At 50.7% G+C, this 21,126-nt stretch carries 21 protein-coding genes; 13 read left to right on the forward strand and 8 right to left on the reverse strand.

What is annotated here, in order from left to right:
• The first annotated feature begins 74 nt into the window (after positions 1 to 74).
• Together srtB and LK436_RS04190 are read left to right on the forward strand one after the other, a co-directional pair.
• Positions 75 to 854, forward strand: a complete 780-nt coding sequence (gene srtB, locus LK436_RS04185) for a class B sortase (protein WP_049931977.1) — start codon at positions 75 to 77, stop codon at positions 852 to 854.
• An 81-nt stretch (positions 855 to 935) separates the two neighbouring features.
• Positions 936 to 2,804, forward strand: a complete 1,869-nt coding sequence (locus LK436_RS04190; RefSeq protein WP_008396437.1) for a hypothetical protein — start codon at positions 936 to 938, stop codon at positions 2,802 to 2,804.
• Positions 2,805 to 2,944: 140 nt separating this feature from the next.
• On the opposite strand, the gene LK436_RS04195 is transcribed toward LK436_RS04190, so the two are convergent.
• On the reverse strand, positions 2,945 to 3,712 hold the full coding sequence (locus LK436_RS04195) for a hypothetical protein (protein ID WP_008396436.1): 768 nt from the start codon (positions 3,710 to 3,712) through the stop codon (positions 2,945 to 2,947).
• A gap of 432 nt (positions 3,713 to 4,144) precedes the next feature.
• On the opposite strand from LK436_RS04195, the gene LK436_RS04200 reads away from it, so the two are divergent.
• Entirely contained in the window at positions 4,145 to 5,083 is a 939-nt protein-coding gene (locus LK436_RS04200) for an AEC family transporter (RefSeq protein ID WP_008396434.1), read from the forward strand.
• Positions 5,084 to 5,110: 27 nt separating this feature from the next.
• On the opposite strand, the gene LK436_RS04205 is transcribed toward LK436_RS04200, so the two are convergent.
• Both LK436_RS04205 and LK436_RS04210 read right to left on the reverse strand, forming a co-directional pair.
• Positions 5,111 to 5,863 carry a gamma-glutamyl-gamma-aminobutyrate hydrolase family protein gene (locus tag LK436_RS04205; protein ID WP_008396433.1) on the reverse strand — a complete coding sequence of 251 codons (753 nt, stop codon included), beginning with the start codon at positions 5,861 to 5,863 and terminating at the stop codon, positions 5,111 to 5,113.
• Between the two features lie 265 nt (positions 5,864 to 6,128).
• Positions 6,129 to 6,299 (reverse strand): DUF362 domain-containing protein, encoded by a 171-nt coding sequence (locus tag LK436_RS04210; protein WP_008396432.1) that lies wholly within the window; start codon positions 6,297 to 6,299, stop codon positions 6,129 to 6,131.
• 270 nt (positions 6,300 to 6,569) lie between these two features.
• On the opposite strand from LK436_RS04210, the gene LK436_RS04215 reads away from it, so the two are divergent.
• The gene (locus tag LK436_RS04215) at positions 6,570 to 6,770 is read left to right on the forward strand and encodes a DUF1858 domain-containing protein (protein ID WP_118750952.1); all 201 of its coding nucleotides are present in this window, start codon (positions 6,570 to 6,572) and stop codon (positions 6,768 to 6,770) included.
• Positions 6,771 to 6,899: 129 nt separating this feature from the next.
• On the opposite strand, the gene LK436_RS04220 is transcribed toward LK436_RS04215, so the two are convergent.
• Entirely contained in the window at positions 6,900 to 7,751 is an 852-nt protein-coding gene (locus LK436_RS04220; protein WP_008396430.1) for an adaptor protein MecA, read from the reverse strand.
• 189 nt (positions 7,752 to 7,940) lie between these two features.
• On the opposite strand from LK436_RS04220, the gene LK436_RS04225 reads away from it, so the two are divergent.
• The 9 genes from LK436_RS04225 (at position 7,941) to LK436_RS04265 (ending at position 16,238) form a co-directional block, all read left to right on the forward strand.
• Entirely contained in the window at positions 7,941 to 9,434 is a 1,494-nt protein-coding gene (locus LK436_RS04225; RefSeq protein ID WP_008396429.1) for a serine/threonine protein kinase, read from the forward strand.
• Between the two features lie 23 nt (positions 9,435 to 9,457).
• Positions 9,458 to 10,087 carry a hypothetical protein gene (locus LK436_RS04230; protein ID WP_008396428.1) on the forward strand — a complete coding sequence of 210 codons (630 nt, stop codon included), beginning with the start codon at positions 9,458 to 9,460 and terminating at the stop codon, positions 10,085 to 10,087.
• Between the two features lie 74 nt (positions 10,088 to 10,161).
• On the forward strand, positions 10,162 to 10,416 hold the full coding sequence (locus tag LK436_RS04235) for a hypothetical protein (RefSeq protein WP_008396427.1): 255 nt from the start codon (positions 10,162 to 10,164) through the stop codon (positions 10,414 to 10,416).
• A 670-nt stretch (positions 10,417 to 11,086) separates the two neighbouring features.
• Positions 11,087 to 12,793: a glycosyl hydrolase family 18 protein gene (locus LK436_RS04240; RefSeq protein WP_008396425.1), complete on the forward strand. Its 1,707-nt coding sequence runs from the start codon at positions 11,087 to 11,089 to the stop codon at positions 12,791 to 12,793.
• Between the two features lie 280 nt (positions 12,794 to 13,073).
• The gene (locus LK436_RS04245; RefSeq protein WP_044930720.1) at positions 13,074 to 13,313 is read left to right on the forward strand and encodes a hypothetical protein; all 240 of its coding nucleotides are present in this window, start codon (positions 13,074 to 13,076) and stop codon (positions 13,311 to 13,313) included.
• Between the two features lie 22 nt (positions 13,314 to 13,335).
• Positions 13,336 to 13,851 carry a GNAT family N-acetyltransferase gene (locus LK436_RS04250; protein WP_015574601.1) on the forward strand — a complete coding sequence of 172 codons (516 nt, stop codon included), beginning with the start codon at positions 13,336 to 13,338 and terminating at the stop codon, positions 13,849 to 13,851.
• Between the two features lie 89 nt (positions 13,852 to 13,940).
• Positions 13,941 to 14,180, forward strand: a complete 240-nt coding sequence (locus LK436_RS04255; RefSeq protein ID WP_008396422.1) for a hypothetical protein — start codon at positions 13,941 to 13,943, stop codon at positions 14,178 to 14,180.
• The gene (locus tag LK436_RS04260) at positions 14,177 to 15,700 is read left to right on the forward strand and encodes a recombinase family protein (protein WP_008396421.1); all 1,524 of its coding nucleotides are present in this window, start codon (positions 14,177 to 14,179) and stop codon (positions 15,698 to 15,700) included. The genes LK436_RS04255 and LK436_RS04260 overlap by 4 nt, the downstream gene beginning before the upstream one ends.
• Before the next feature lie 16 nt (positions 15,701 to 15,716).
• Positions 15,717 to 16,238: an N-acetylmuramoyl-L-alanine amidase gene (locus LK436_RS04265; RefSeq protein WP_021966693.1), complete on the forward strand. Its 522-nt coding sequence runs from the start codon at positions 15,717 to 15,719 to the stop codon at positions 16,236 to 16,238.
• Here LK436_RS04265 and LK436_RS04270 read toward each other — a convergent pair.
• The 4 genes from LK436_RS04270 to LK436_RS04285 are packed head-to-tail and all read right to left on the reverse strand — an operon-like array spanning position 16,213 to position 20,929.
• Positions 16,213 to 17,346, reverse strand: a complete 1,134-nt coding sequence (locus tag LK436_RS04270) for a DUF4340 domain-containing protein (RefSeq protein WP_008396419.1) — start codon at positions 17,344 to 17,346, stop codon at positions 16,213 to 16,215. The genes LK436_RS04265 and LK436_RS04270 overlap by 26 nt on opposite strands.
• Before the next feature lie 23 nt (positions 17,347 to 17,369).
• The gene (locus tag LK436_RS04275) at positions 17,370 to 18,734 is read right to left on the reverse strand and encodes a GldG family protein (protein WP_008396418.1); all 1,365 of its coding nucleotides are present in this window, start codon (positions 18,732 to 18,734) and stop codon (positions 17,370 to 17,372) included.
• A gap of 10 nt (positions 18,735 to 18,744) precedes the next feature.
• Positions 18,745 to 19,611, reverse strand: coding sequence for an ABC transporter permease subunit (locus LK436_RS04280; RefSeq protein WP_008396417.1), 867 nt, complete (start codon positions 19,609 to 19,611; stop codon positions 18,745 to 18,747).
• Complete coding sequence (locus LK436_RS04285; protein ID WP_347476048.1) at positions 19,595 to 20,929, reverse strand: ABC transporter ATP-binding protein; 1,335 nt, start codon at positions 20,927 to 20,929, stop codon at positions 19,595 to 19,597. Before LK436_RS04285 ends, LK436_RS04280 begins: the two co-directional genes overlap by 17 nt.
• Positions 20,930 to 21,126: the final 197 nt, after the last annotated feature.

Below are 21,126 nucleotides of genomic sequence, written 5' to 3' on the forward strand. Positions count from 1 at the left end.
GAGAAATTCAGGGCCTTCTGCTGATCCCGGGGTTATTGCAGCTGATCAAATCAGACAGGCAGGAGGATAGAGTGATGAAGCTGAAAAAAGTCGTATTTATTCTGGCGCTTCTTATTTTTCTCGGAGCGCTGGGGTATCTGGGAGTAGTATGGTATTCCTACTATTCGGCCGGGAAGGCCTATGAGGAGCTGGAGGAGGCCGTTGTCACCCGGCAGGAGGGAACGGACACGGGGGAAGAAGGGGAAGGTGCAGAGGCAGTCTGGGAGCCCCTCACCATCGATTTCGGGGCCCTGCAGGAGATCTCAGAAAATGTGGTGCTCTGGATTGACATTCCGGGCACCTCTGTCAGCTACCCGGTGGCCCAGGCGGCGGACAATGACTATTACCTGAAACGGAGTCTGAACGGTTCCTACAATTTTGCCGGGACGGTTTTCATGGACTTCCGGAACGATCCGTCCCTCGCAGATGACAATACGATCCTCTATGGACACAACATGAGAAACGGCTCCATGTTCGGAATCCTGAGCCATTATGCCGATGAGGAGTTCTATAAGAGCCACCCGGAGATTGACTTGTATCTGCCGGGAAGAATCCTGCGCTGCACGGTTCTGTCAAGCCATCAGGAGGAGGCGGCAGAGGAAAATTTCCCCACCCGTTTTGAGATGGAGGAGGAGAAGCTGGCATTCATCAGCCGGATGAAGTCCAGGGCCTACTATGATACGGGGACTGAGGCCGGGGCGGACGATCACCTGGTGACACTGGTCACCTGTACGGGGAACGGCTACACCCACCGGTGGGTGGTGCAGGCGAAGGTGACGGAGGAGATCAGGATGACAGAAGAAGCCGGGCACTAAATTCTGCCGGGGACTGCCATACCAGAAGGATATGTTACAGTGGCATGGTAACAGCGATATCAAAATAGGGGGCGGGAAATTTTGGAAGTCAAAAAGGAAGGGACTGTTTCGGAAGAAACTGCAGAGGAGCTTCGGATGGAGCTCAGTGAATGCCGGGAGGATGAGAGGAGCGCTCAGAACCAGATTGTCCAGGTGATCTCTACTGCCGGGACAGTTTTGAGCGTTATTTTTGGTGTGTCTTCATATTTGAAAGAGATAGATGCCTCGATGGCGCAGATGCGTCATTATTTATTTTACCTGAGTTCGCTTGTACTGATCCTGACACTGTCCTATATTACCGCGCTGGGAATGAGAAATGTACTTCGGTTTCATTATATCAGGGATTTGGAGGACAGACTATATTGTATAAATCGGAATGATATGGTGCACTGGATGAGCTTCTCTTCTCCCATAACAACCAGAAATCCCCTTCATCTGAAGAATGGGTACAGTATTTTTCATTATCTGTCCTATGCGATAGCGACGGTATGTGCGATTTCTTTTTGCCTGGTGATCCAGTATGTCCAGTATATCAGTATTAAGCCTCATGACACGGTGGATAAAGCAGTTATATTTGTTTTAGGAGCCATAGCTGTCCTTGACTGCGGTGCATTTGTCATCATGTCTGTCAAAGCGCAGAAGATGTTTTGCTGGGCAGCGCGCGTGTCGCGGGAGAGAAGGAGAAAAAGGGTACTGGGGGGAGAGACAAAGTTACAATTAAAAGACAAAATACAAATTTTTCTGTATTATCTTTATCCGAAAAAGAAGGATTTTCAGAAATCCTTTATCATCGGCATCGGCTTTGCAACAGGTATTTTTTTGTTTTATGACGCTCATATGACCTGGCAGATGTGGAATCCTTTTTTCCTTTCTTTTTTTGTAATTGAGTTTCTTGTCTATCAGGCCAGGTATCTCTGGAATGATGTGAGAGGAATCGGCGATATCAGGAAAGGGGAGAAGGGGCGCCTGCCGGTTCACTGTCTTGGGGAAAGGAGAGCAGGACTAGCGGCTTTTTTTATCGTTTTCACCAGGATAATTGCCGCAGGGTTTATAGTTATTCAGTTTGGCGGAGAGATTGCCGTTCCGCTGGCGGTGAGTATGTCGGTGATTCTGGTGATTTCTGTTATGTATGAGGCGGGAAGAACGAAGAAATGGGACCGAATGGTGTTCTTTTTGGTAAGCTTCGGCTATCCGGTCAGATTTTTCTCAGGCCTTTGGGCGTCCTGTCCGGATTTCTGGAATCGAAAGGCAGAGGCGGCAGGCAGCACAAATATGAATATTCTCCTTTTTCTTTTATTTCTTTCCTACATGTGTCTGGGAGAATTCTCTGCTGTCCTTCCCTGGGCACATGAAGCTTTCACACAAAAGAGGGGCGGGGAGCGAATCACAAAATCTTACTGCAATACGTTGATTGAAAAGATGTCTCAACATCGGGAATGCACAGTAAGTACAGATATTCTATTTCCTATGAGAGAGGAAGGAAAGCTGTCTGATGTGTGGAATATATCTTTTTTATTGGGAATTTTCTTCTTAACGATGATGACTGTATTGCTTAAAAGAGACGGTTTTTTGTGGCTGCTAGAAATATCCATACTGTTTTGCACGATGAAATTATGCGTTTCAGGCCATGGAAAGATTCTTGTATATACAATTTTAAGCATAGTGCTGCTGTCGGCAAAAACTGTGCTCTGTGCCGCCTCCGATGCGGTTCTCTGTATTTATGTCTGTGTTACAGAGGCGGTTTTTATTTTATTATATTTTAGTCTGAGATACTTATTTGATCCTTCCTTTGACTTCTTCCATCTATTGAGGTCATCGGCGGTTTGGGCGGGCTCTAAAATCAGGAGGGCAGGCTCGAAAATCCTGTATCTGTTTGCCGGCAGGGATCTCCAGGATCATACTGGGAAATGATTTTACATAAGACGGAGCCAAAACGCTTGGGGAGCGCCGAAAAATGATCAGTGAGATACTCCTTCAGTGCTCCCTGTCCGTATGGCCGCCGCTGCAAAATGGCGGCTTCTGGAAAGTTCCCTTTTAAAAACGGTTTCCTGTTATTCCCAGAACCTCTCCAGATACCCTTCAGCCTCCTCGCAGGAAATGGAAAACCGCCTGATGAGGGCGGATGAAACGGTCTCCCTGGAGGCCCCCAGCTCCCGGCAGGTCTGAATCAGGGCACAGATCCCCTGCTCCATTCCCTGTTCCATCCCCTCTTTTTTGCCGAATTCATACTCGGCCTTCCTCAGCAATTCTTTTTCCCGCTCCTCGTTGTACTCAAAAATGCTCACATTGGTCACCTCCGCCCGATATTTCAATAAAAAATCTCTGAGGATCCCCTCATGGATACATTCTTCCACAGGCGTTTCAAAGGCGTCGGAGAGCTTTAAGACGCACCGCTCCTCCTGCTTCTCTCTGCCGTTGTAGAAAACGATAAACCTGGGAACAGGCAGTTTTATCAGTCGGGAGGAATAGAGGGACTGATCCCGAATCAGCATCTCATACTCTCTGGCAGCATAGAACAGATCCCGAAGAGGCATGTTCGGATTCCAGGTGGACTGATGCTCATAGAGATTCAGCTCAAAGCCCAGGAGAAATGCCAGATCGTTTTTCACATTCATGTAGACGGCATTTTCCAGGGTAACGATCTGGAGCAGGGAGGGATCCCGGTAGTCCGTATTTCCTACTGCATTGTAGAGGGAGAGCAGAGCTTCCCTGTCATTGAAAAGCATGCGAAACAGGGTATCCTTGTAATCGCGCCTGGGCCGGACGGGAGCGAGACTGCCCCTTCCTGCCTTCTTTTGTTTCATTTCCTGTTCACTCATAGAACCTCCTTTCGCAGAAGGCCTTTAAGCGCTCAGAAGCATGTGCATCTGCTGAAGCCAGAAAACCTTCTGCTCTTGTATGATAGTGGGAAAAGCATAGATTTTCTGATGTTCTGAGAGAAATGAAAATAACGCCTGGGCCTGTGGAAAAGGCCCGATATGGGGAATGTATGCTTTCGTAAGGACAGTATAACACAGAGACAGGCTTCCTGCAATGGGCCCTGTCCGCTGTTTTGCTGTCCTGGTATATAATCGTTTCAAATTAAAAATTATGGCTGCTTTTGGTTGAATAACCTTCTGCGAACTCTTATAATAGAGTGCATAATGCTCTATTTTGGTAAGGTGCTGCAGGGTAAGGCGCAAGGCTTTTCAGGTGCTTTGGAACCTGCGGCTGCCGCTTGAAAATTCTGGCAGAGGAGAGGAACAGGTATTATGGAGAGCTTTCTTGTGGCCGTCAACGCAGTTATGCCGTTTCTGATTTATATATCCTTTGGATATGGAGTCCGAATGAGCGGACTGGTGGACGAGGCCTTTATGAACAAGCTGAATAAGCTGATTTTCAGGGCGTTTTTCCCGATTCTGATGTTTAATAATCTGTATAAGGTAGAACCGGGCTTTACGCTGGACGGACGTCTGGTGGCTGTGGGCGTCGGGAGCGTGCTCCTTCTGGAGCTCATCTTAGTCTTTCTGGTGCCGAAATTTGTGAAGGGAAATCCCCAGAGAGGCGTCGTGATTCAGGCTATCTACCGCAGCAATTTTGTGCTGTTTGCGATTCCCCTGACCACAAGCCTGTTCGGAGAAACAGGCTCTGTCCTGGCTTCTATGATGGTGGCCATCGTCATTCCCATCTACAATGTAACGGCAGTGATTATCCTGGAGCTGTTTCACGGAGGCAAGTCAGATATCCGTGTCCTCGTAAAAAATGTATGCACGAACCCTCTGATTTTAGGAGCGCTTGTGGGATTTATTTTTTTCATGCTTCAGATTAAACTCCCGGCCTGCATTGACGAAACGGCTGCACAGTTTGCCGATCTCACAACGCCGCTGGCGCTTTTCGTTCTGGGAGGCACCCTTCACTTCTCCGCGGTAAGAGGAAACCTGAAATATCTGGTACCGTCTCTGACAGTGAAAATGGTGTTTCTTCCGGCAGTGATCACAGCTCTGGCGACAGCCATGGGCTTTGGAAATCTGGAACGCTTCGTGCTTTTTACAATGTATGCGACTCCTGTGGCGACGGCTTCCTACTCCATGGCCCAGAATATGGGCGGCGACGGGGAGCTGGCGGGACAGTTCGTGGTTATCAGCACAGCGGTGTCTATTGTAACCATTTTCCTGTGGGTACTGTTTTTTAAGACCATGGGCATGATTTAGGGAAAGAGAAGATTCTGGGCGGCTGTTTCAGAGATTCTGCCGGCAGGCCCTGCAGAAGGCCTCAAACAGCACTTCCCCCTCGTCTCTGCCGAGCCGTTCAGGGTGCCACTGCACACCCAGCAGGAAGGGATGCTCTCTGTGCTCCACAGCCTCTGCAACTTTGTCAGAGGCGCGGGCGCAGATAGTCAGGCAGGACCCTGGAGCGCGGACGGCCTGGTGATGACAGCTGTTTACGGAAAGCGTCTCCTTTCCGACGATCCGGTGCAGAAGGCTTCCAGGAAGGATGGAAATCCTGTGGGCGGGAAGGTCGGGCGAATAGGGCTGACTGTGGCAGATACGGCTTTCGGGACAGTCGGAGGGAAGATCCTGCCACAGTGTTCCGCCAAAACAGACATTGATTATCTGCGCGCCCCGGCAGATACCGAATACAGGTTTCTGAACCCTGAAAAAGGCGTGCAGGAGAGAAAGCTCCGTCTGATCGCGGACAGGGGAAACAAAGCCGCAGCCGGTTCGGGTCTCCTCGCCAAAGAGGGAGGGGTGCGGATCCGGCCCTCCGGTGAGAAGAAGTCCGTCCAGCCGGTCGGCAAAGGGGACTGCCTCAGAGGCGTCTGACAGGAAAGGAAGCAGGACGGGAAGCCCTCCTGCTTTTTTTACTGCGTCCATATAAAAACGGCGAAGGGACAGGCTGCCGTCGTCAGTCTGCCCTGGTGAGAGGCCGATAAGGGGAAGTCTGCCCTCCGGGCGCTCATTTCTGAAACCGGCTGTAAGAAAGTGATACATGATAAGATTACACTCCCTGATGCCTGAGCATTCTGTTTTATTGTATAAAGGGTATTCTGAAAGAAGAGGGATTATGACCGGCAGAAAGAAAAATGATTTGAAAGCATCGGCAGCCCGCGTATAATTTGCGGATGCCTGCAGAAAATAGTACTGTAAAACCCGGAAAAAAATAAGAGGGTAACGTCAGAGTGTAAAAACAACTCCGGCGTTACCCTCCTGTGCAATCGCATGACTCCTGCCTTTACGGCAGAACACTCAGCTTAAATTAAGCCTCCTCGATTGCGCCTGTTGGGCATGTACCAGCGCAAGCTCCGCAGTCGATGCAAGCTGCTGCGTCGATCTCGTACTTGCCGTCTCCCTCGCTGATTGCGCCTACTGGACATCCGCCAGCGCAAGCTCCGCAGCTAACGCATGTATCTGTAATTACATATGCCATGATAAATTACCTCCTTTAATTAATCTGTTCCTACATTTTAAACTAAAAATGCGAAATATTCAAGATGGTACCAGAAAAATCCTTGTTCTAAAATAGAAGCAAAGGAAAAAATTGCAAAGTTACAGAGACAGGGGCGGCAGAACAGACGGATTTTGATGGATTCTGCTCAGAATTTTTGCAAATTTACATACTTTTCTGACGAAATTAAGCCTTGCAATAGAAGTCGAAAAGTATTATATTATGGGTATAAAAACAGAAGGAGGTACAAACATGCAGATTAATAAAGAAATGTTAATCGGAGATCTGGTTCGTCTGGATGACGGAATTGCACCTATCCTTATGGGAGCTGGAATGCACTGCTTAGGCTGACCGGCTTCTCAGATGGAGTCTCTGGAAGAGGCCAGTATGGTTCATGGAATACAGGTTGATACATTAGTAAATGCGATCAATGAATACCTGGCTCAGAAGTAATAAGAGCTGGGAAATGAAAGATACGCCGGAGTACCGGCAGCGCTTGACAGCTGCCGGTACTCCGGCGTATTTGATTCATGCAGACAGGGCCGTAAGCAGTCCGCATTTTCAGCCTTGCCGCCGAAAATGCTACAGGCGGCTCAGGACAGCTACGGCATTCTCCTTTATGATGCAGTCATAATGCTCATCGAAATAAGCGCGGGATGCATACTCTGCCCGGACGCTGCTTCCGTACTCAATCAGCAGATTGCAGAATCGTATGAAATGTTCGCATCCCGGAGTGAGCTCCTGAAGGGCCAGGTAATACTTGCCAGTCCGACTGTTTTTATACAGGCGGCTTTCTCCCTCAAATGCCTGTCCGCCGATGCGGGCTGCCCTGGTTACTGCGTCCAGGGAGTCAAAGCAGAAGATGCGCTGCGACAGGGTGTCTGCATAGGTTCTGCCGTTTTCTACGTTTCCTGAACTTCCAGCGCCGGAAACGGAGGAATCAGATTTTCCCTGACTTCCGCGCTGTTTATCGGCGGCGTGCGGACTGCTCTCCGGGGCGGAAGCTGCGTTCAGCCGGGACAGCAGTCCCGATTGGGAGCCTTCCTTCCCGTCGGGAAGGCTGGAGGCAAAGAGCCCCAGAAGACTGTCTGCTCCCTCCAGCAGATCCTGGGGAAGAGAGCCGAGAGGGGAATCCTCCTCCTCTGAGGCTGGGGAGAACCTGGAAAATCTCGTGTCCAGCTCCTCGGGATCTTCTATTTTCGTGATGACAAGCATGATGCTCTCTCCTGAGAGCGGAATTGCCTCAACCATCAGCGGTATGTCCTCTGCGTCAAAGCCAACCTCGGCTTCAGCCTGCTTAATCATCTCGCGGAACAGCTTTTTGGCCTTTTCGCTGCCATAGGCCAGCTCCCCGATATTCAGGTTCCGTATGCTTAAGTCGAAGCTGGTAAGAGTGCAGCGAATCTGGTTTTCATTGATACGTTCTATCTTCATCGGATCACTCGCCTTTCATTACAGCCTGAATTTGGGTTCTATATACCCAATATACTATATAATATAACAGATTGGCAATTCCTATGTAAAAAAATTAAAAGAAATTTTAGGAAATTTGCCTGAAAATGGTTGTAAATCACCGCGGCGTATATTAGAATACAGGTTAAGAAGTGGTAGTTCCGAAAGGAGGTGCAGGAGACAGAAGACACCGTACTGTTTGGAAAATACCAGATAACCGGAACGCTGGGAACCGGAAGAAACGGCACCGTCCTTCTGGCGGTACACCTGGGGCTTCGTGAATACAGAGCCATTAAGCGTGTGAGGAAGGAGCAGCGGCCAGGCGTCTTTCTGAGGGAGGCTGAGATTTTAAAAAGCCTGAGAGATCCGGGAATACCGGTTATCTACGATCTGGAAGAGGATCAGAACTATTTCTATATTATCGAAGAATATCTGGAAGGTCATTCTTTATCTGCCCTGATGAAAGAGAGGGGCAGTCTTACCCGAGCAGAGATCGCAGCATATGGGAGCGAGCTTTGCCGGATCTTGGTTTATCTGCATTCGCTGAAACCAAACCCTATTTTACATTTGGATCTGCAGCCGAAGAATCTGATGATCTGCGGCGGCGCACTGAAACTAATTGATTTTGACCAGGCTGTCTTTTCTGCCGGAAATGAGGGCAGAGCTCTGCGCTTTGGGACTCCCGGGTTTGCGGCTCCTGAGCTTTATCGGAACGAAGCTCCTGATGAGAGAGCAGACATCTATGCCATTGGTGCCCTTCTGTTCTATATGGGGACGGGGCGAAGCCCGGAGGGAGAAAACTGTGTGGAGAATGCCGGCTTTGACGGCAGGCTGGAAGCGGTTATTGAGCAGTGTTTAAGTCCGCAAAAAGAGAAGCGATTTCAGACTGCAAAGGAACTGTTGGAGGCGCTTGGCGCCCTCAGAACGGGAGTTTTCACTGAGAATCAAATGCCACTTCTTACGATTGCTGTGGCCGGAAGCCGCCCGGGCACGGGAACTACTCTTGCGGCCCTGGCTCTGTCAGCCTTTTTGAACCTTCATGCAGGCCCCTGCCTTTACGAGGAGAGAAATTCTTCGGGGGCAGCGGCGTCACTGGGACGAGCTATGGGAAAGCGGCCTGACAGAAGAGGGATTTTTCAGGCGGGAATCGTGCCTGTCAAACCTCTCTTTGGGAAAAATGTTCATCCCGATGAGAACAGCTTCCGAATCCGGGTTCTGGACATGGGAGCTCTGGACAGCCAGAATCTGAAGGGGATTTCCCGGGAAGATCATGAGGCGTTCCAGGCACAGCTGTTCCTTCTGGTTTGCGGGGGCAGGCCGTGGGAGCTTTCAGACTGCCGGAGGGCGGCAGGGAAGCTGTTTCGGGAATCACAGACGTCCCAGGAGCCGTGGGAGTCACAGAAAGCAAGGATAAAAATTCTTGTAAACCGCAGGGAGTCTGCGGGCAATATTCTGCTTCCGGAGGAAGCCAGGGACTGTGCCGCAGGATTTCTGCCCTGGATTGAGGATCCTATTTCCGGAGAGGAGGAGACAGCCACGGAGGCATTTTACAGTCTCCTTTCAGGAACAGAGGCCGCAAAGTGGCTCCTCAAAAGAGAGCAGAAAGGACGGAAACACCGTATCAGAGGGCTTTTAAGGCTGATTAAAGGCCAAAACCGAAGATAAAAGAGAGAAAGGACATATATCTGATGGGCAGAAGAGACAAGGCTCCGAAAAAAGCGGAGCCAGGCGAAAGCTACGGTGCACCCCTTATGGTAGGGGTGGCCGGCAGCAGCCGCGGCGTTGGAACAACGCATTTTTCCATCATGACAGCCGCCTATCTGTCTGGAGTCCTGGGAAAGAAAACTGCCCTGCTGGAGCGCAATGACAGCGGGGATTTTGCCCGGATAGAGGAGGTGTTTGAGACACATCCTGTATTAAAGAAAAATGGATGTTCGTTCAATATTCTGGAAATTTCCTTTATCAAGGGAGCCGGATCCCATGCATTTTCAGATCTTGCTAATTCAGACTTCGATACGGTTGTCGTTGATTTTGGAAATAATTTCGATGCAGCCAGGCCGGAATTCCTGCTCTGCCGGAAAAAATTTCTCGTAGGATCCCTGGCTGAATGGAAACTGGCAGCGTTCCTGGAGCTGATAGAGGGGAAAAAACACTCGGAAGGGCTTTGGGAATATTTTGCCTGCTCGGGAAGCAGGGAGCTCGAGACAGAACTGAAACGGTATCCTGGGATTGTTATCAGACGTATTCCGAGAACAGAGGATGCACTCTCCGTGACGGGGGAGGCGATGGATTTCTTTGGGGAATTTCTGGAATATTAGGGAAATGGTAAAATAATATATCACACAGCCTCCTTGGAGGGATTTCATACCGTTTTCCAGACAGGAGATATAACATGAGGGATAAAAGCTTGAGAACAGTACAGAAGAAAAAGCGGGAACAGGAGGAAAAGCGCCGCTATCTGGATGGAATCAGGAGATATCAGAGTGTGGGAGTAACCGTGCTGGTAGATGGAAAAGAGCCGGGTCCAGGCGAGCTGGAGCAGATTGTGGAAGTCAGGGAGGATGGAGCCTTTTATATGGGCGATTACATTACTGACGAAACAGGAAAACTGGTGGAGATCCATTTCGACAAGGTTTACCACAGATAGAAGGAATGGACGGGCGGCGCAGAATAAAGACTGAGCGAAAGCCCGGATAAGCTGAAAGAGGAAAAGAATCGGGAAAGGAGGAGGTAAAAATCCATGGGATACATGAACCTGGACTTTGGCCTGACCGGGGAGGGTAGCTAGGACAAGGCCGCCGGAAAAAAACAGGAAAACGCCATTTTAAAACCCACTGACAGCCGGAGAGGACAAAAAGACGGAAATGCGGAGGATACTGTTATGCCTTGACAGGGAACCTGAGAACATGTCTGCTGTCCAAACCGGCTGTCTTTTATATAGCAGGAAACTTCGTTCCCTGCTATATAAAAACGCTCCGCTGGGATCGCACTGCGGCGGAAAAGAAAATGTCGCTTCTGCGACCCGCCGCAGGCGGAGAATCCTGCAAAGCAGGATTCTTTCTTGAATCACAGGAAACTTCGTTCCCTGTGATATAAAAACGCTCCGCGGGGATAGAACTGCGGCGAAAAGGAAAATATCGCCAACGCAAAACAGGGATAAATTACGTGAATAAAAAATGAGAACCATAAAAATTGTAAGAAAAAATAAAGTAGTCTGTTGTATATGGATATGCTAGAATAGAAACAGGTATCGGGGAGAGAATCTCCCGGCGCCTGAATTGATATGATTCATTTCACGTGATTTTCGGAGGATATGTATGAAAAGCAGGAGAAATCCTATCCTGAAGGCCTTCCTGTTCCTTCTGATCCTGGCTGTACTGGCCGGCGGAGCGTTTCTGTACTGGAAATTTGCGCCTTCCAGGGAGAGGGCAGATCTCAGGGAGGTTTATCAGGCTGAGGAGAACAGAACGATTTTATATCTGAACTATGAAAAACAGGAGGCCCAGGGAATCTATGAGAACGGGCAGACTTATCTGCCGGCAGACTGGGTGGCGGAGCATGTCAACAGCCGCTTCTACTGGGACGAGAATGAGGAGATGCTGGTCTATGCCCTCCCGGAAGAGATTCTCTATACAGACGACACTGCCGTGGGAAGCTCAGGGGAGCCGCTGATTGTGAAGCGGGAGGACGGCGTTTATCTGTCCATGGGTCTTGTGCTCAATTATACAAAGGTGAGGATACAGGCCTTCGACAGCACAGATATCAAGAGGGTATTTATCGAGAATGACTGGGACGGGACGCCCACTGCAGATGTAAGGGGCAGGGTGAAGGTGCGCGTGGAGGCGGACGTAAAAAGCCCTATTCTGACAGAGTGCTACAGAGGCGACAGCGTCACTGTGCTGGAAACTACAGACGAGTGGGTGAAGATCGCCACAGCAGACGGCCATATCGGATATGTGAAAAACAGAAAGCTTAAGAATCTGCGCTCCGTGGTGCCGGAAACTGACTTTAAGGAGCCGGAATACAAAAATATTTCTCTGGATGAAAAGATCGTGCTTGCATTTCACCAGGTGACGATACCTGAGGCCAACCAGAAGATGGGGGAGCTGCTGGAGCCGTCCAAAGGGGTCAATGTCATTGTACCTACCTGGTTTACGCTCAGCGACAACGAGGGAAGCTATGAGTCCCTGGCCAGCAGAAGCTATGTGGAAGAGGCCCATGAGAGGGGACTTCAGGTGTGGGCCATGGTTGACAATTTCAGCAAAGAGTGCAGCAGGAATGTCCAGTCCGAGATCCTTCTGTCGAAAACCTCCACCCGGAGAAAGCTTATTGAAAGCCTGATGGATGAGGCCAAAACCTATGGCTTTGACGGCTTTAACCTGGATTTTGAGAGCATGAAGACGGAGGCTCTGCCTCACTATGTCCAGTTTATCAGGGAGCTGTCTGTGTCCTGCCGGAAGGAAGGGATTGTCCTCTCTGTTGACAACTACGTGCCTTCTGCCTACACAGCGGGCTATAACAGAAAAGAGCAGGGCATTGTGGCAGACTATGTGATCGTTATGGGATATGACGAGCATTTTGCCGGCGGAGAGAAGGGCTCCACCGCTTCTTTAGGCTTTGTGGAGCAGGGAATCAGGGACACGCTTCAGGAGGTCCCGAAGGAAAAGGTGATCAATGCCGTGCCGTTCTACACAAGGCTGTGGCAGGAGAAGGACGGCGAGACCACCTCTTCTGCTCTGGGAATCTATAAGGCCAAGGACTGGATAGAGGAAAATCATGTGGAGCTTTCCTGGCAGGATGAAACAGGCCAGTATTACGGGGAGCTTGAGGAGTCAGACGGAACCATGGACTATCTCTGGATGGAGGAGGAGCGTTCCCTTGGGCTTAAGATGGATCTGATCCGCCAGAATGATCTGGCAGGCGTGGCCTGCTGGAAGCTGGGGCTTGAGAGTGAGGAGATCTGGGACGTAATCCAGTGGGATCAGCCGGACGGAGAGGAAAAACAGCCGGACAGCAGCAATTAGGAGAAGGTGAGTAAAAAGAGCAGGCAAAACCGGGACAAATGAGACGGAAAGATAAGAGATAAAACGAAAACGGGAGAGACGGTTTCGGCGCGAGCCGGGAGGTTTTTCCCGTTTTGTTATTTTGTTATGGTGTTATAATGCCGGGTGAGAAATGCCGGGTGGGAGTTTTTTAAAGCAGCCTCCCCAGGGCAGAAGGGGAAAGGCTTTGGCCCTGGTGGAATGGGACGAGGAAAACAGGGAATATACTGGGCGTAAGGAGACGATTTCCAGGTGAAGTAATTTGAAAATTGTATGCTTTCTGGACCGCCATCTGGCAGGAACGCTGGCGGCTGTGTTTTTAATTGTCTTTCTGTTTTCTGTGTTCCGCTATACCGGGCTGGACGCAGCTGGGCGCAGTGTCCATATCGGAAAGGAGAAGCCGGTGGTGGTCATTGACGCAGGGCATGGCAGGGGACGGATGCGGCCGTACAGAGGAAAAACGGCAGGGAGAATCCGGCAAAAGTCAGGCACAGATAAGTAAAATAGTGAAGGAAGGATACAGAATGAAAGAGAACAGAAAGGACAGGGAGCTTAGACTGAGGGAGTACAGAAGAGAGGATCTGGAGGAGATGGAGCGTCTGTTTTTTGAGACAGTGCACACGGTAAACGCAGCTGATTACACAGAAGAGCAGCTTTGGGCCTGGGCGGACAAAGAGGTGGATCACAGGGCCTGGCACGAGTCCTTCTGCCGCCACAGGACGGTGATTGCCGAGCTTGGAGGGCGGATTGCGGGCTTTGGAGATATGGCGCCGGACGGTTATCTGGACAGGCTGTACGTTCACAGGGAGGAGCAGGGTCAGGGAATCGGGACTGCTATCTGTGATTATCTGGAAGGGGAGCAGGCAGAGGCGGGGAGCAGGACAGAAGGAAAAGAGAAGAGATTTGTGACTCACGCCTCTGTTACGGCGAGACCATTTTTTGAAAAACGGGGATACAGGGTGGTAAAGGAGCAGCAGGTGGAGAGAAAGGGGGTTATGCTGACGAATTACATGATGGAGAAAAGGACGGGAGGAAACTAGCAGATAAAGAGGAAGACGCTCTGAAACAGCCGGAATAGTGGACAGGCAGCGGCGAATAACCTGTAGCAAAAACGGACAGGAGATAAGAGATGGAAGAGAAAAAAAGGGAGACAAAAAAGGGCAAACCGGATGGAATTTCCGGCAGGAGCGTGAGGAGAAAAAGCCTTGACCGGTACTCCAGAGCAGAGTTTCTGAGGAGGCTTATAGAGGCCGGAATTCTGAAGCGCGATACAGGGGAAGGTGAGAAAAAGAGCTTACAGGAAGGGCAGGCTGTCTGCAAAAGGAATCAGAGAGAGGGACAGAAGACGGGCCGGGAGGCGAGCCTGTGAGCCGGCCGGGAGGCGGAAAAGCTGCAGTCTACCAGACAGCTGTGTACATCAGGCTTTCCAGGGAGGACGGCGATAAGGCAGAGAGCGACAGCGTGGGAAATCAGAGAAAGCTTCTGATGGATTTTCTTAAGTCGGAGCCGGAGCTTTCCCTGTTTTCTGAGTATGTAGATGACGGCTGGTCGGGGACCAGTTTTAAGCGGCCGGCTTTTGAGCGCATGATCAGGGATATTGAGGCCGGGCTTGTGGACTGCGTGGCGGTGAAGGATCTGTCGCGCCTGGGCAGAGACTACATTGACACGGGGCGGCTGCTGGAACGATATTTTCCTGACATGGGAGTGAGGTTTATCTCTCTTGCCGACGGGATTGACAGCAGAAAGCAGGAGTACGACATGCTGCTCCCCATCAAAAACATCTTCAATGAGCAGTATGCCAGAGATATTTCGAGAAAAATTCACGCTGTGGTCAGAACCAAGCAGAAGGCCGGAGAGTTTATCGGAGCATTTGCCTGCTACGGCTACCGGAAGTCGCCGTCCGACAAAAACCGCCTGGTGGTGGATGAGAGGGCAGCTGAGGTGGTGAGGATGATCTTTCAGCTTTTTCTGGAGGGAAAGGGAAAAAATACCATTGCCAGGATGCTGAATGACCGGGGGATTCCCTGCCCGTCCGAGTACAAGCGGCTGAACGGGGAAAACTACAGGAACGGAGGGCGTCTTTCGGGACAGTCCTGCTGGACGTATTCCACCGTTAATAAGATCCTCCACAGCGAGATGTATCTGGGCAATATGGTACAGGGGCGGCGTTTCCAGAGGATGCGGGGGAAGGCAAGGCAGGTGGACAGGGAAAACTGGATTGTGGTGGAGGGAACCCATGAGGCAATCATAGACAGGCAGGTATGGGAGCAGACCAGGAAGCTTCTGAAGAGCCGTTATGCCCCGTTTCAGCCTGCAGCAGGAGAAAATGTGTTTGCCGGCTTTATCAGGTGCGGGGACTGCGGCCGGGCCATGGTCAGAAAGGGAAGAGACCGGTACCTGTGCGGAACTTATGTGCGGGCCGGAAAGGCCTACTGTTCAGGCCATGGGGTGAAAAGGCAGGAATTGGAGGAGATCGTGCTCGCAGAACTTGCCCGGGCAGTGGAGGAGGAACAGCAGAGGGGAAGCCTTGCAGAGCTGTTTGAGAGAGCAGAGAAAGGGAGAATGAAACAGGGTACAGGAGCGGTATCAGAAAAGAGAGGGGGGAGGAAAAAGGAGAGGTGGCAGACGGAGTGGCCGTGGGAACTGGCTGAAAGGGCAGAAAACGGACAGGAGGAGGCCGAAAACGAGGAAAGGGAGGAGGAATTTTGGCCTCTTGCAGGCGTTTCCGGGATTCTCGTAAGGCGGGATGACAGCTCCATGCGCAGACTCCTTGCACAGATGGCGGAGGAAATCCTGATTTTTGAGGACGGGAGTGTGGAGCTGGTCTGCCTCTACGGGGATTTGCAGGGAGGAGAAGCGCATCCGGCCCCCTCCTCATGGAGGCAATGATCCCGGCAAGGTGGGGGTGGATCAGAGTCTCGAGAAGGACATTAACCTTGCCATATCAAAAAAGCTGGCTCGCTATCTTGAGCTGGCGGACGTGGAGGTGGTGATGACCCGAAGCGAGGACAAGGGGCTTTACAGTGAAACGGACAGCAGGAAAAAGTCGGCAGACATGAAGGCCAGATGCAGCCTGATTGACGAGGCAGAGCCGGATCTGGTAGTCAGCATCCATCAGAACAGCTACCATGAGGAAAATGTCTCGGGAGGCCAGGTGTTCTACTATAACGGCTCGGTAAAGGGGAAAAAGCTGGCAGAGATTCTGCAGAAACGGTTTGACTATGTGCTTGGAGAAAAGAATACAAGACAGGCGAAGGCAAACGACAGCTATTACCTGCTTCTTCATGTGAAAAGCCCCATTGTGATTGTGGAGTGCGGCTTCCTGAGCAATTATGAGGAGGCGGCCCTGTTAAATACAGATGAATATCAGGACCGCCTCGCGTGGACAATACATATGGGAATTATGGAGTATCTGAACCGGCGTTAGAGGACGGCTCATTCAGGCAGTCATCTACCAGTGATTTCTCAATCCGGTCTGCGGCCATGGAGCCGGCTGGACGGACATAGTAGTATTCGCCTGACTCGTCCAGGCTTCCGATTTCAATGGAAAACTCCTTCAGAGAGCTCATCCCGGAACCGTCATCAGAGCCGTTTTCCGCATTTTCGGCATCTTCGGCATTTTCATCATCAGAGGAATCTTCCTCAGAGGGCTTTGCAGCTTCTGTCTCATCCTCTGTCTCAGAGCCGGAATCGCTCTGTGAATCTTCCTCCTCGTAGGAAAACCAGATGACGGCTTGGAGGTTATCAAGACCGTACTGGGACAGCTCGCTGTCCGTGACTTTGTAATCTGCGCAGTCGAAGATGGCAAGGTTCGTGATGGCTGTGGCCAGATGGTTGGGAACGCTTACGTCCTCCACGCGGTTTTCCTCGCTTTCTTTCGAATCCCGGTACCAGATAAAATTACCTTCGTCATCCTTTCCAGTACGGATATAGTGGGAGGACTTGCCTTCTGCGTCAATCTTAAATTCCTTCACATCTGCTGTGAAAACAGAGGGAAGCTCATCTGTCTTAAGCCAGTCATAGAGTGTGTAATCGGAGTAGTTCATCAGCACATCGCTTATGGTGTAAACATGGCTGTCTCCGCTCTTTATCGCATAGTAATCGCCGTCTTCTGTTTCATTTCCGATGGTTATAACGGTATCCTGGCCGTCAGTGCCTGTAAAAGAAAAGGTGGCAGCAGGGGCGTCGAGCCCGTATACGGAAAGGTCCGTAACCTCGCCCAGATCCCGTTTGGCAGTTATGTCTCCCAGATCATTGGCAAGGGTCTGGACAGAGGCCTGAAGAGCGGGAAAATCGTCGTCCTCCGTATACTTCCATATTCCATCTTTGTCCTTCTCAAAGGAGATGGAGGTGCCTGCCGAAGTATAGGAGAGAGCAGCAAGCTCAGCGCAGTCTGTAAACGGGATCACGCCCGCTGCCTCCGCCTGCTCCCGCTTCCTGTCCTCTCTTGCCGAAAAGCCGGACACAAAGGCATAGGCTGCAGCCAGGGCTGCCAGAAGAAGGCAGCCGATGGCCAGAGTATGTTTCCTTGACATATTTGTCCCTCCTTTTATCTGTTCTACAGTTTTCTTCTTTTCATCCAGACGATAAAACCGACAAGAGCCACTGCGGCAGGAATCACAAGGATGAAAATAAAGGATAGGGTTCCGCTGCCTGAAATCGTGTTGAAGGTCATCTCAAGGCTCTTTGAAGGGATGGACACATTTTCCACATCCTCAAAGTTCCAGACTGCTGCGTTCATGAAAATGTCCAGGTTGGTCAGGTTGGAAAATACTTCTGTGATGCCTGGATCAATCAGGGACGGGCAGGAGAACACAACGAGACTTGCCTTTCCATTGTCTGTTTCTTTCTCAGCGGAGGCAGCCAGCACAAAGCTTCCCGGTACCTGCTCTGTGTCAGAGACAATGCGCACCGCATTGTCAGAGGTGGTGAGGAAGGCCTCAGCTGTGACTCCCTCAGGAACAGAATCTGAGATCCTCAGCGCACCGCTCTGGGCCACAAGGGCCAGACTTCTGGAATCCAGCGGGCTTGTAATCGGATGGGCGCTGTTATAGATCGGGAACATGTAAAATGGGTTGTTCTGGTAATACCGATCCATATCTGCAGCGTATCCCGGAAGCTGTTCTATGCCGTAGGCGTCCATAACCTTTTTAAAGTGGGGACGCTCCTCTGTGAGAGGGCCTGACAGAATCATTACATGGCCTCCCCTGTCCAGATAGGAGAGGATCATGTCTGCTTCGTCCTCGGCCAGATCCGTCTGGGGATTATTGATGATCAGAAGACTGCAGTCCTCGGGCACGGAGCCGGCTGTCAGAAGATTTACGTCAGCCAGGGAAAAATTGGATTTTTTCAGCATGGATGTCACAGATTCAGAGAGCTGTGACTCTCCGTGGCTGCCGGTCTGATAGGCGATTTTCTGAATATCGCTTACCACTCCCTTGATGGCGCTTGTCACCTGTCCCTCTCCGTCAAAGGCAGACTCCTGAGGATAGCCGTACATGGTGTAGGTTGTCTGGATAATATCGTCAAAGGGGACAGTTTCCTTTCGGCCTGTATCCTCACAGGAGATCAGAAGGGAATTATTTTCCGCCTCCATAGCCTGCACCTGATCCGGATGGAGGATGCTGTCAAGGGTTTCCACCTTCACATGGGAGGATGCAGATTCGTACTGCTCCAGGAAATGGGTGATTCTCGTATCCACAGAATCGGGATCAGCCACCACATAGATGGTCACATCTTTGTCAAGTCCGTCCAGGACTTCCTTCGTAGTTTCGCCAATCGAGTAGATTTTCGTATTGCTCAGGTCAATTTTTGTCAGATTTTCGGGAAGCTTTCCCACAATCATATTAAACAGGATCAGGGCGGCCACCGCAATTAAAGCAAGGATGGCTGTATACCCGCCTCTTTTCAGCTTCTTATTCATAATGCCCTCCTTAACTCCATCTGCGCTTTTCTACGGACAAAACGGTGAGAAAAATAAAGAAAATAATCGTGCTCACGTACAGTAAAAGTCCGCCTATATCCAGGATGTGATCCGCCACAAAGGTCTGGAACACGTCTGTAAATGCCAGTTTTCCCAGCACATCAGAGAGGCTGTGCTCGAGAAGGGACGGCTTTGCAAAATAGAGGACAGCCAGGACTGCCGCACCGGCCGCCTCCAGCACAAATCCCAGGGCCGCCCAGTCCGTTACCCGGAGAATGATCAGCACTGCCGCTGTCCAGATGAGGAAAAAGCCCACGGCACATCCAGATGCCGTTGTCGGCAGAAACATCATAAGGCTGGGCCACAGGAACAGAAGAAGCAGCACGCCGAAGGTGGAAACTGCTGCGATAATCTGGCTTTCTGTCAGGGACGAAAGAAACAGTCCGATGGAGATGTAAACACAGCCCAGCAGAAAATAGGCCAGCAGGGAGGCATAGTCAGCGGCCAGATACGCCGTGCCGTTTGCCATAATGATGAGAGGACAGAGGGCAGCAACCAGAACCGTTGCGGCGAACACTGTTATCATGGACAGGTACTTGCCCAGGACAATCCCCGTGACAGACACAGGGGAGGTTAAGAGAAGCTGGTCAGTCCGGCTCCTTCTCTCATCGGAAAGACTTCTCATGGTCAGGACAGGAATGGAGAACATCATAATGGACAGCATGCCTGTCAGAGAAAAGGAAAAGTAGGGATAACCGCTTCCCAGGTTGTAGGACATAAAATAAATGCCCAGAAAAAGTGTCATGAAGGCGATAAAGATACAGCCTGTCATGGAATAAAAATAAGATTTCAGTTCACGTTTATAAATCGCTGCCATTGCTGTCCTCCTGTTCGGGGCTTGAAGTTTTGCTCACAGATGAAAGTGAGGAATCGGGTATATCGCTTCCGGCCTGTTCTGTAGCTCCAGAAGTCAAAGCCGGGTCTTCTCCGTGAAGATGCACAGATCCTCCTTCTGCAGGCAGGGAGCCGGATACATTCCCGTGATGTCTGGACGGACGCCAGTGCCTCTTTTCTGAAACGTGCTTTCCGGCTCTTCCACGGCCCGCTGTTTCCTCCCCCTGTTCGGGCTGCTGCTGGCCGGACTGGGTCAGTTCCAGGAATACCTGCTCCAGAGAGGTCTTTTCCAGCTGCATGGAGAGGATGGGGAGCCTGTTTTCAGATAAGGTATAAAAAATATCTTCTCGGACCCTGACGCTGTCCCTGTCAGGATTCTGAGAGGGAGAGAGGGAGAGGCGCAGGCTGGTAAGGCAGCTTCGGTCAGAAGCTTTGTCTGCCTCCTGATTTTCAGCCTGCTCTGTCTCTGATTCCATTTCTGATTCCATTTCAGGTTCCATTTCAGATTTTATCTCAGGTTTCATCTCAGACTTTATTTCAGGCTCCGAGGTCTCGATGGAAGCGATCCCGTCTACAGATGACAGAGCGCTGCTCACTGCATCAGGGGAGCCCTTCACCGTCATAACCACAGTCTGAGCTCCTGCCATCTGGCTTTCCAGGCTTTCCGGGGTGCCGTTTGCCGCCAGCCTTCCGTGGGAGATAATCAGAATATGGTCACAGACGGCGCTGACCTCTGAAAGAATATGGGAACTTAAAATAACCGTGTGCTTTTTCCCCAGAGATTTGATCAGATCACGTATCTCGATAATCTGTTTCGGATCAAGTCCTACCGTAGGCTCATCGAGGATAATGACAGGCGGCATACCGAGCACAGCCTGGGCCAGACCGACGCGCTGTCTGTAGCCCTTGGAGAGATTTTTAATCAGACGCCCTTTTACGTCGTTAAGCATCGTCAGCTCCATGGCTTTGGAGACGGCCTCTTCCCTGTCTTTTTTAGGAATCTTTTTCAATTCGGCTGCAAAGCTTAAGTATTCCAGCACCGTCATATCCAGGTAGAGAGGCGGGATTTCCGGCAGATAGCCGATGAGCCGCCTGGCCTCATCCGGTTCCTCCAGAATGTTTTTCCCGTCGATCAGAACCTCCCCGTCAGTAGCGCCCAGGTATCCGGTCATAATGTTCATGGTTGTGGATTTCCCCGCTCCGTTGGGCCCGAGGAAACCGATAATTTCTCCGTCCCGGATAGTAAAGCTCAGGTGATCCACAGCCAGGCATCCCCCGTAGTCCTTAACGAGATTTTTCACTTCAATCAAGATAGAATCCTCCTTTTTCACCGAGGGCGCAAAACCGCCTGCCCCGAAGCCATAAACCACTCCAGGGCATCAGAAAAACGTCCCCTGCATCTAGGAGGGATCATAGAAAGAAAAAGTGAAAATTCTGTGTTCATTCTGTGAGAAAACCATGATAATTCTGTGTCCTCCCGGGAATCAACCGCAGCAAA

Origin of the sequence: Clostridium sp. M62/1 (assembly GCF_020736365.1) — a bacterium.
GTDB lineage: Bacteria > Bacillota > Clostridia > Lachnospirales > Lachnospiraceae > Otoolea > Otoolea saccharolyticum_A.

Excerpts from the sequence above, each read along its gene's own strand:
- LK436_RS04200 (WP_008396434.1), top strand. The coding sequence starts at position 4,145 with ATGGAGAGCTTTCTTGTGGCCGTCAACGCAGTTATGCCGTTTCTGATT.
- srtB (WP_049931977.1), top strand. The coding sequence starts at position 75 with ATGAAGCTGAAAAAAGTCGTATTTATTCTGGCGCTTCTTATTTTTCTC.
- LK436_RS04280 (WP_008396417.1), bottom strand. The coding sequence starts at position 19,611 with ATGGCAGCGATTTATAAACGTGAACTGAAATCTTATTTTTATTCCATG.
- LK436_RS04255 (WP_008396422.1), top strand. The coding sequence starts at position 13,941 with ATGGAAGAGAAAAAAAGGGAGACAAAAAAGGGCAAACCGGATGGAATT.
- LK436_RS04220 (WP_008396430.1), bottom strand. The coding sequence starts at position 7,751 with ATGAAGATAGAACGTATCAATGAAAACCAGATTCGCTGCACTCTTACC.
- LK436_RS04205 (WP_008396433.1), bottom strand. The coding sequence starts at position 5,863 with ATGTATCACTTTCTTACAGCCGGTTTCAGAAATGAGCGCCCGGAGGGC.
- LK436_RS04270 (WP_008396419.1), bottom strand. The coding sequence starts at position 17,346 with ATGTCAAGGAAACATACTCTGGCCATCGGCTGCCTTCTTCTGGCAGCC.
- LK436_RS04210 (WP_008396432.1), bottom strand. The coding sequence starts at position 6,299 with ATGGCATATGTAATTACAGATACATGCGTTAGCTGCGGAGCTTGCGCT.
- LK436_RS04275 (WP_008396418.1), bottom strand. The coding sequence starts at position 18,734 with ATGAATAAGAAGCTGAAAAGAGGCGGGTATACAGCCATCCTTGCTTTA.
- LK436_RS04230 (WP_008396428.1), top strand. The coding sequence starts at position 9,458 with ATGGGCAGAAGAGACAAGGCTCCGAAAAAAGCGGAGCCAGGCGAAAGC.
- LK436_RS04250 (WP_015574601.1), top strand. The coding sequence starts at position 13,336 with ATGAAAGAGAACAGAAAGGACAGGGAGCTTAGACTGAGGGAGTACAGA.
- LK436_RS04240 (WP_008396425.1), top strand. The coding sequence starts at position 11,087 with ATGAAAAGCAGGAGAAATCCTATCCTGAAGGCCTTCCTGTTCCTTCTG.
- LK436_RS04235 (WP_008396427.1), top strand. The coding sequence starts at position 10,162 with ATGAGGGATAAAAGCTTGAGAACAGTACAGAAGAAAAAGCGGGAACAG.
- LK436_RS04195 (WP_008396436.1), bottom strand. The coding sequence starts at position 3,712 with ATGAGTGAACAGGAAATGAAACAAAAGAAGGCAGGAAGGGGCAGTCTC.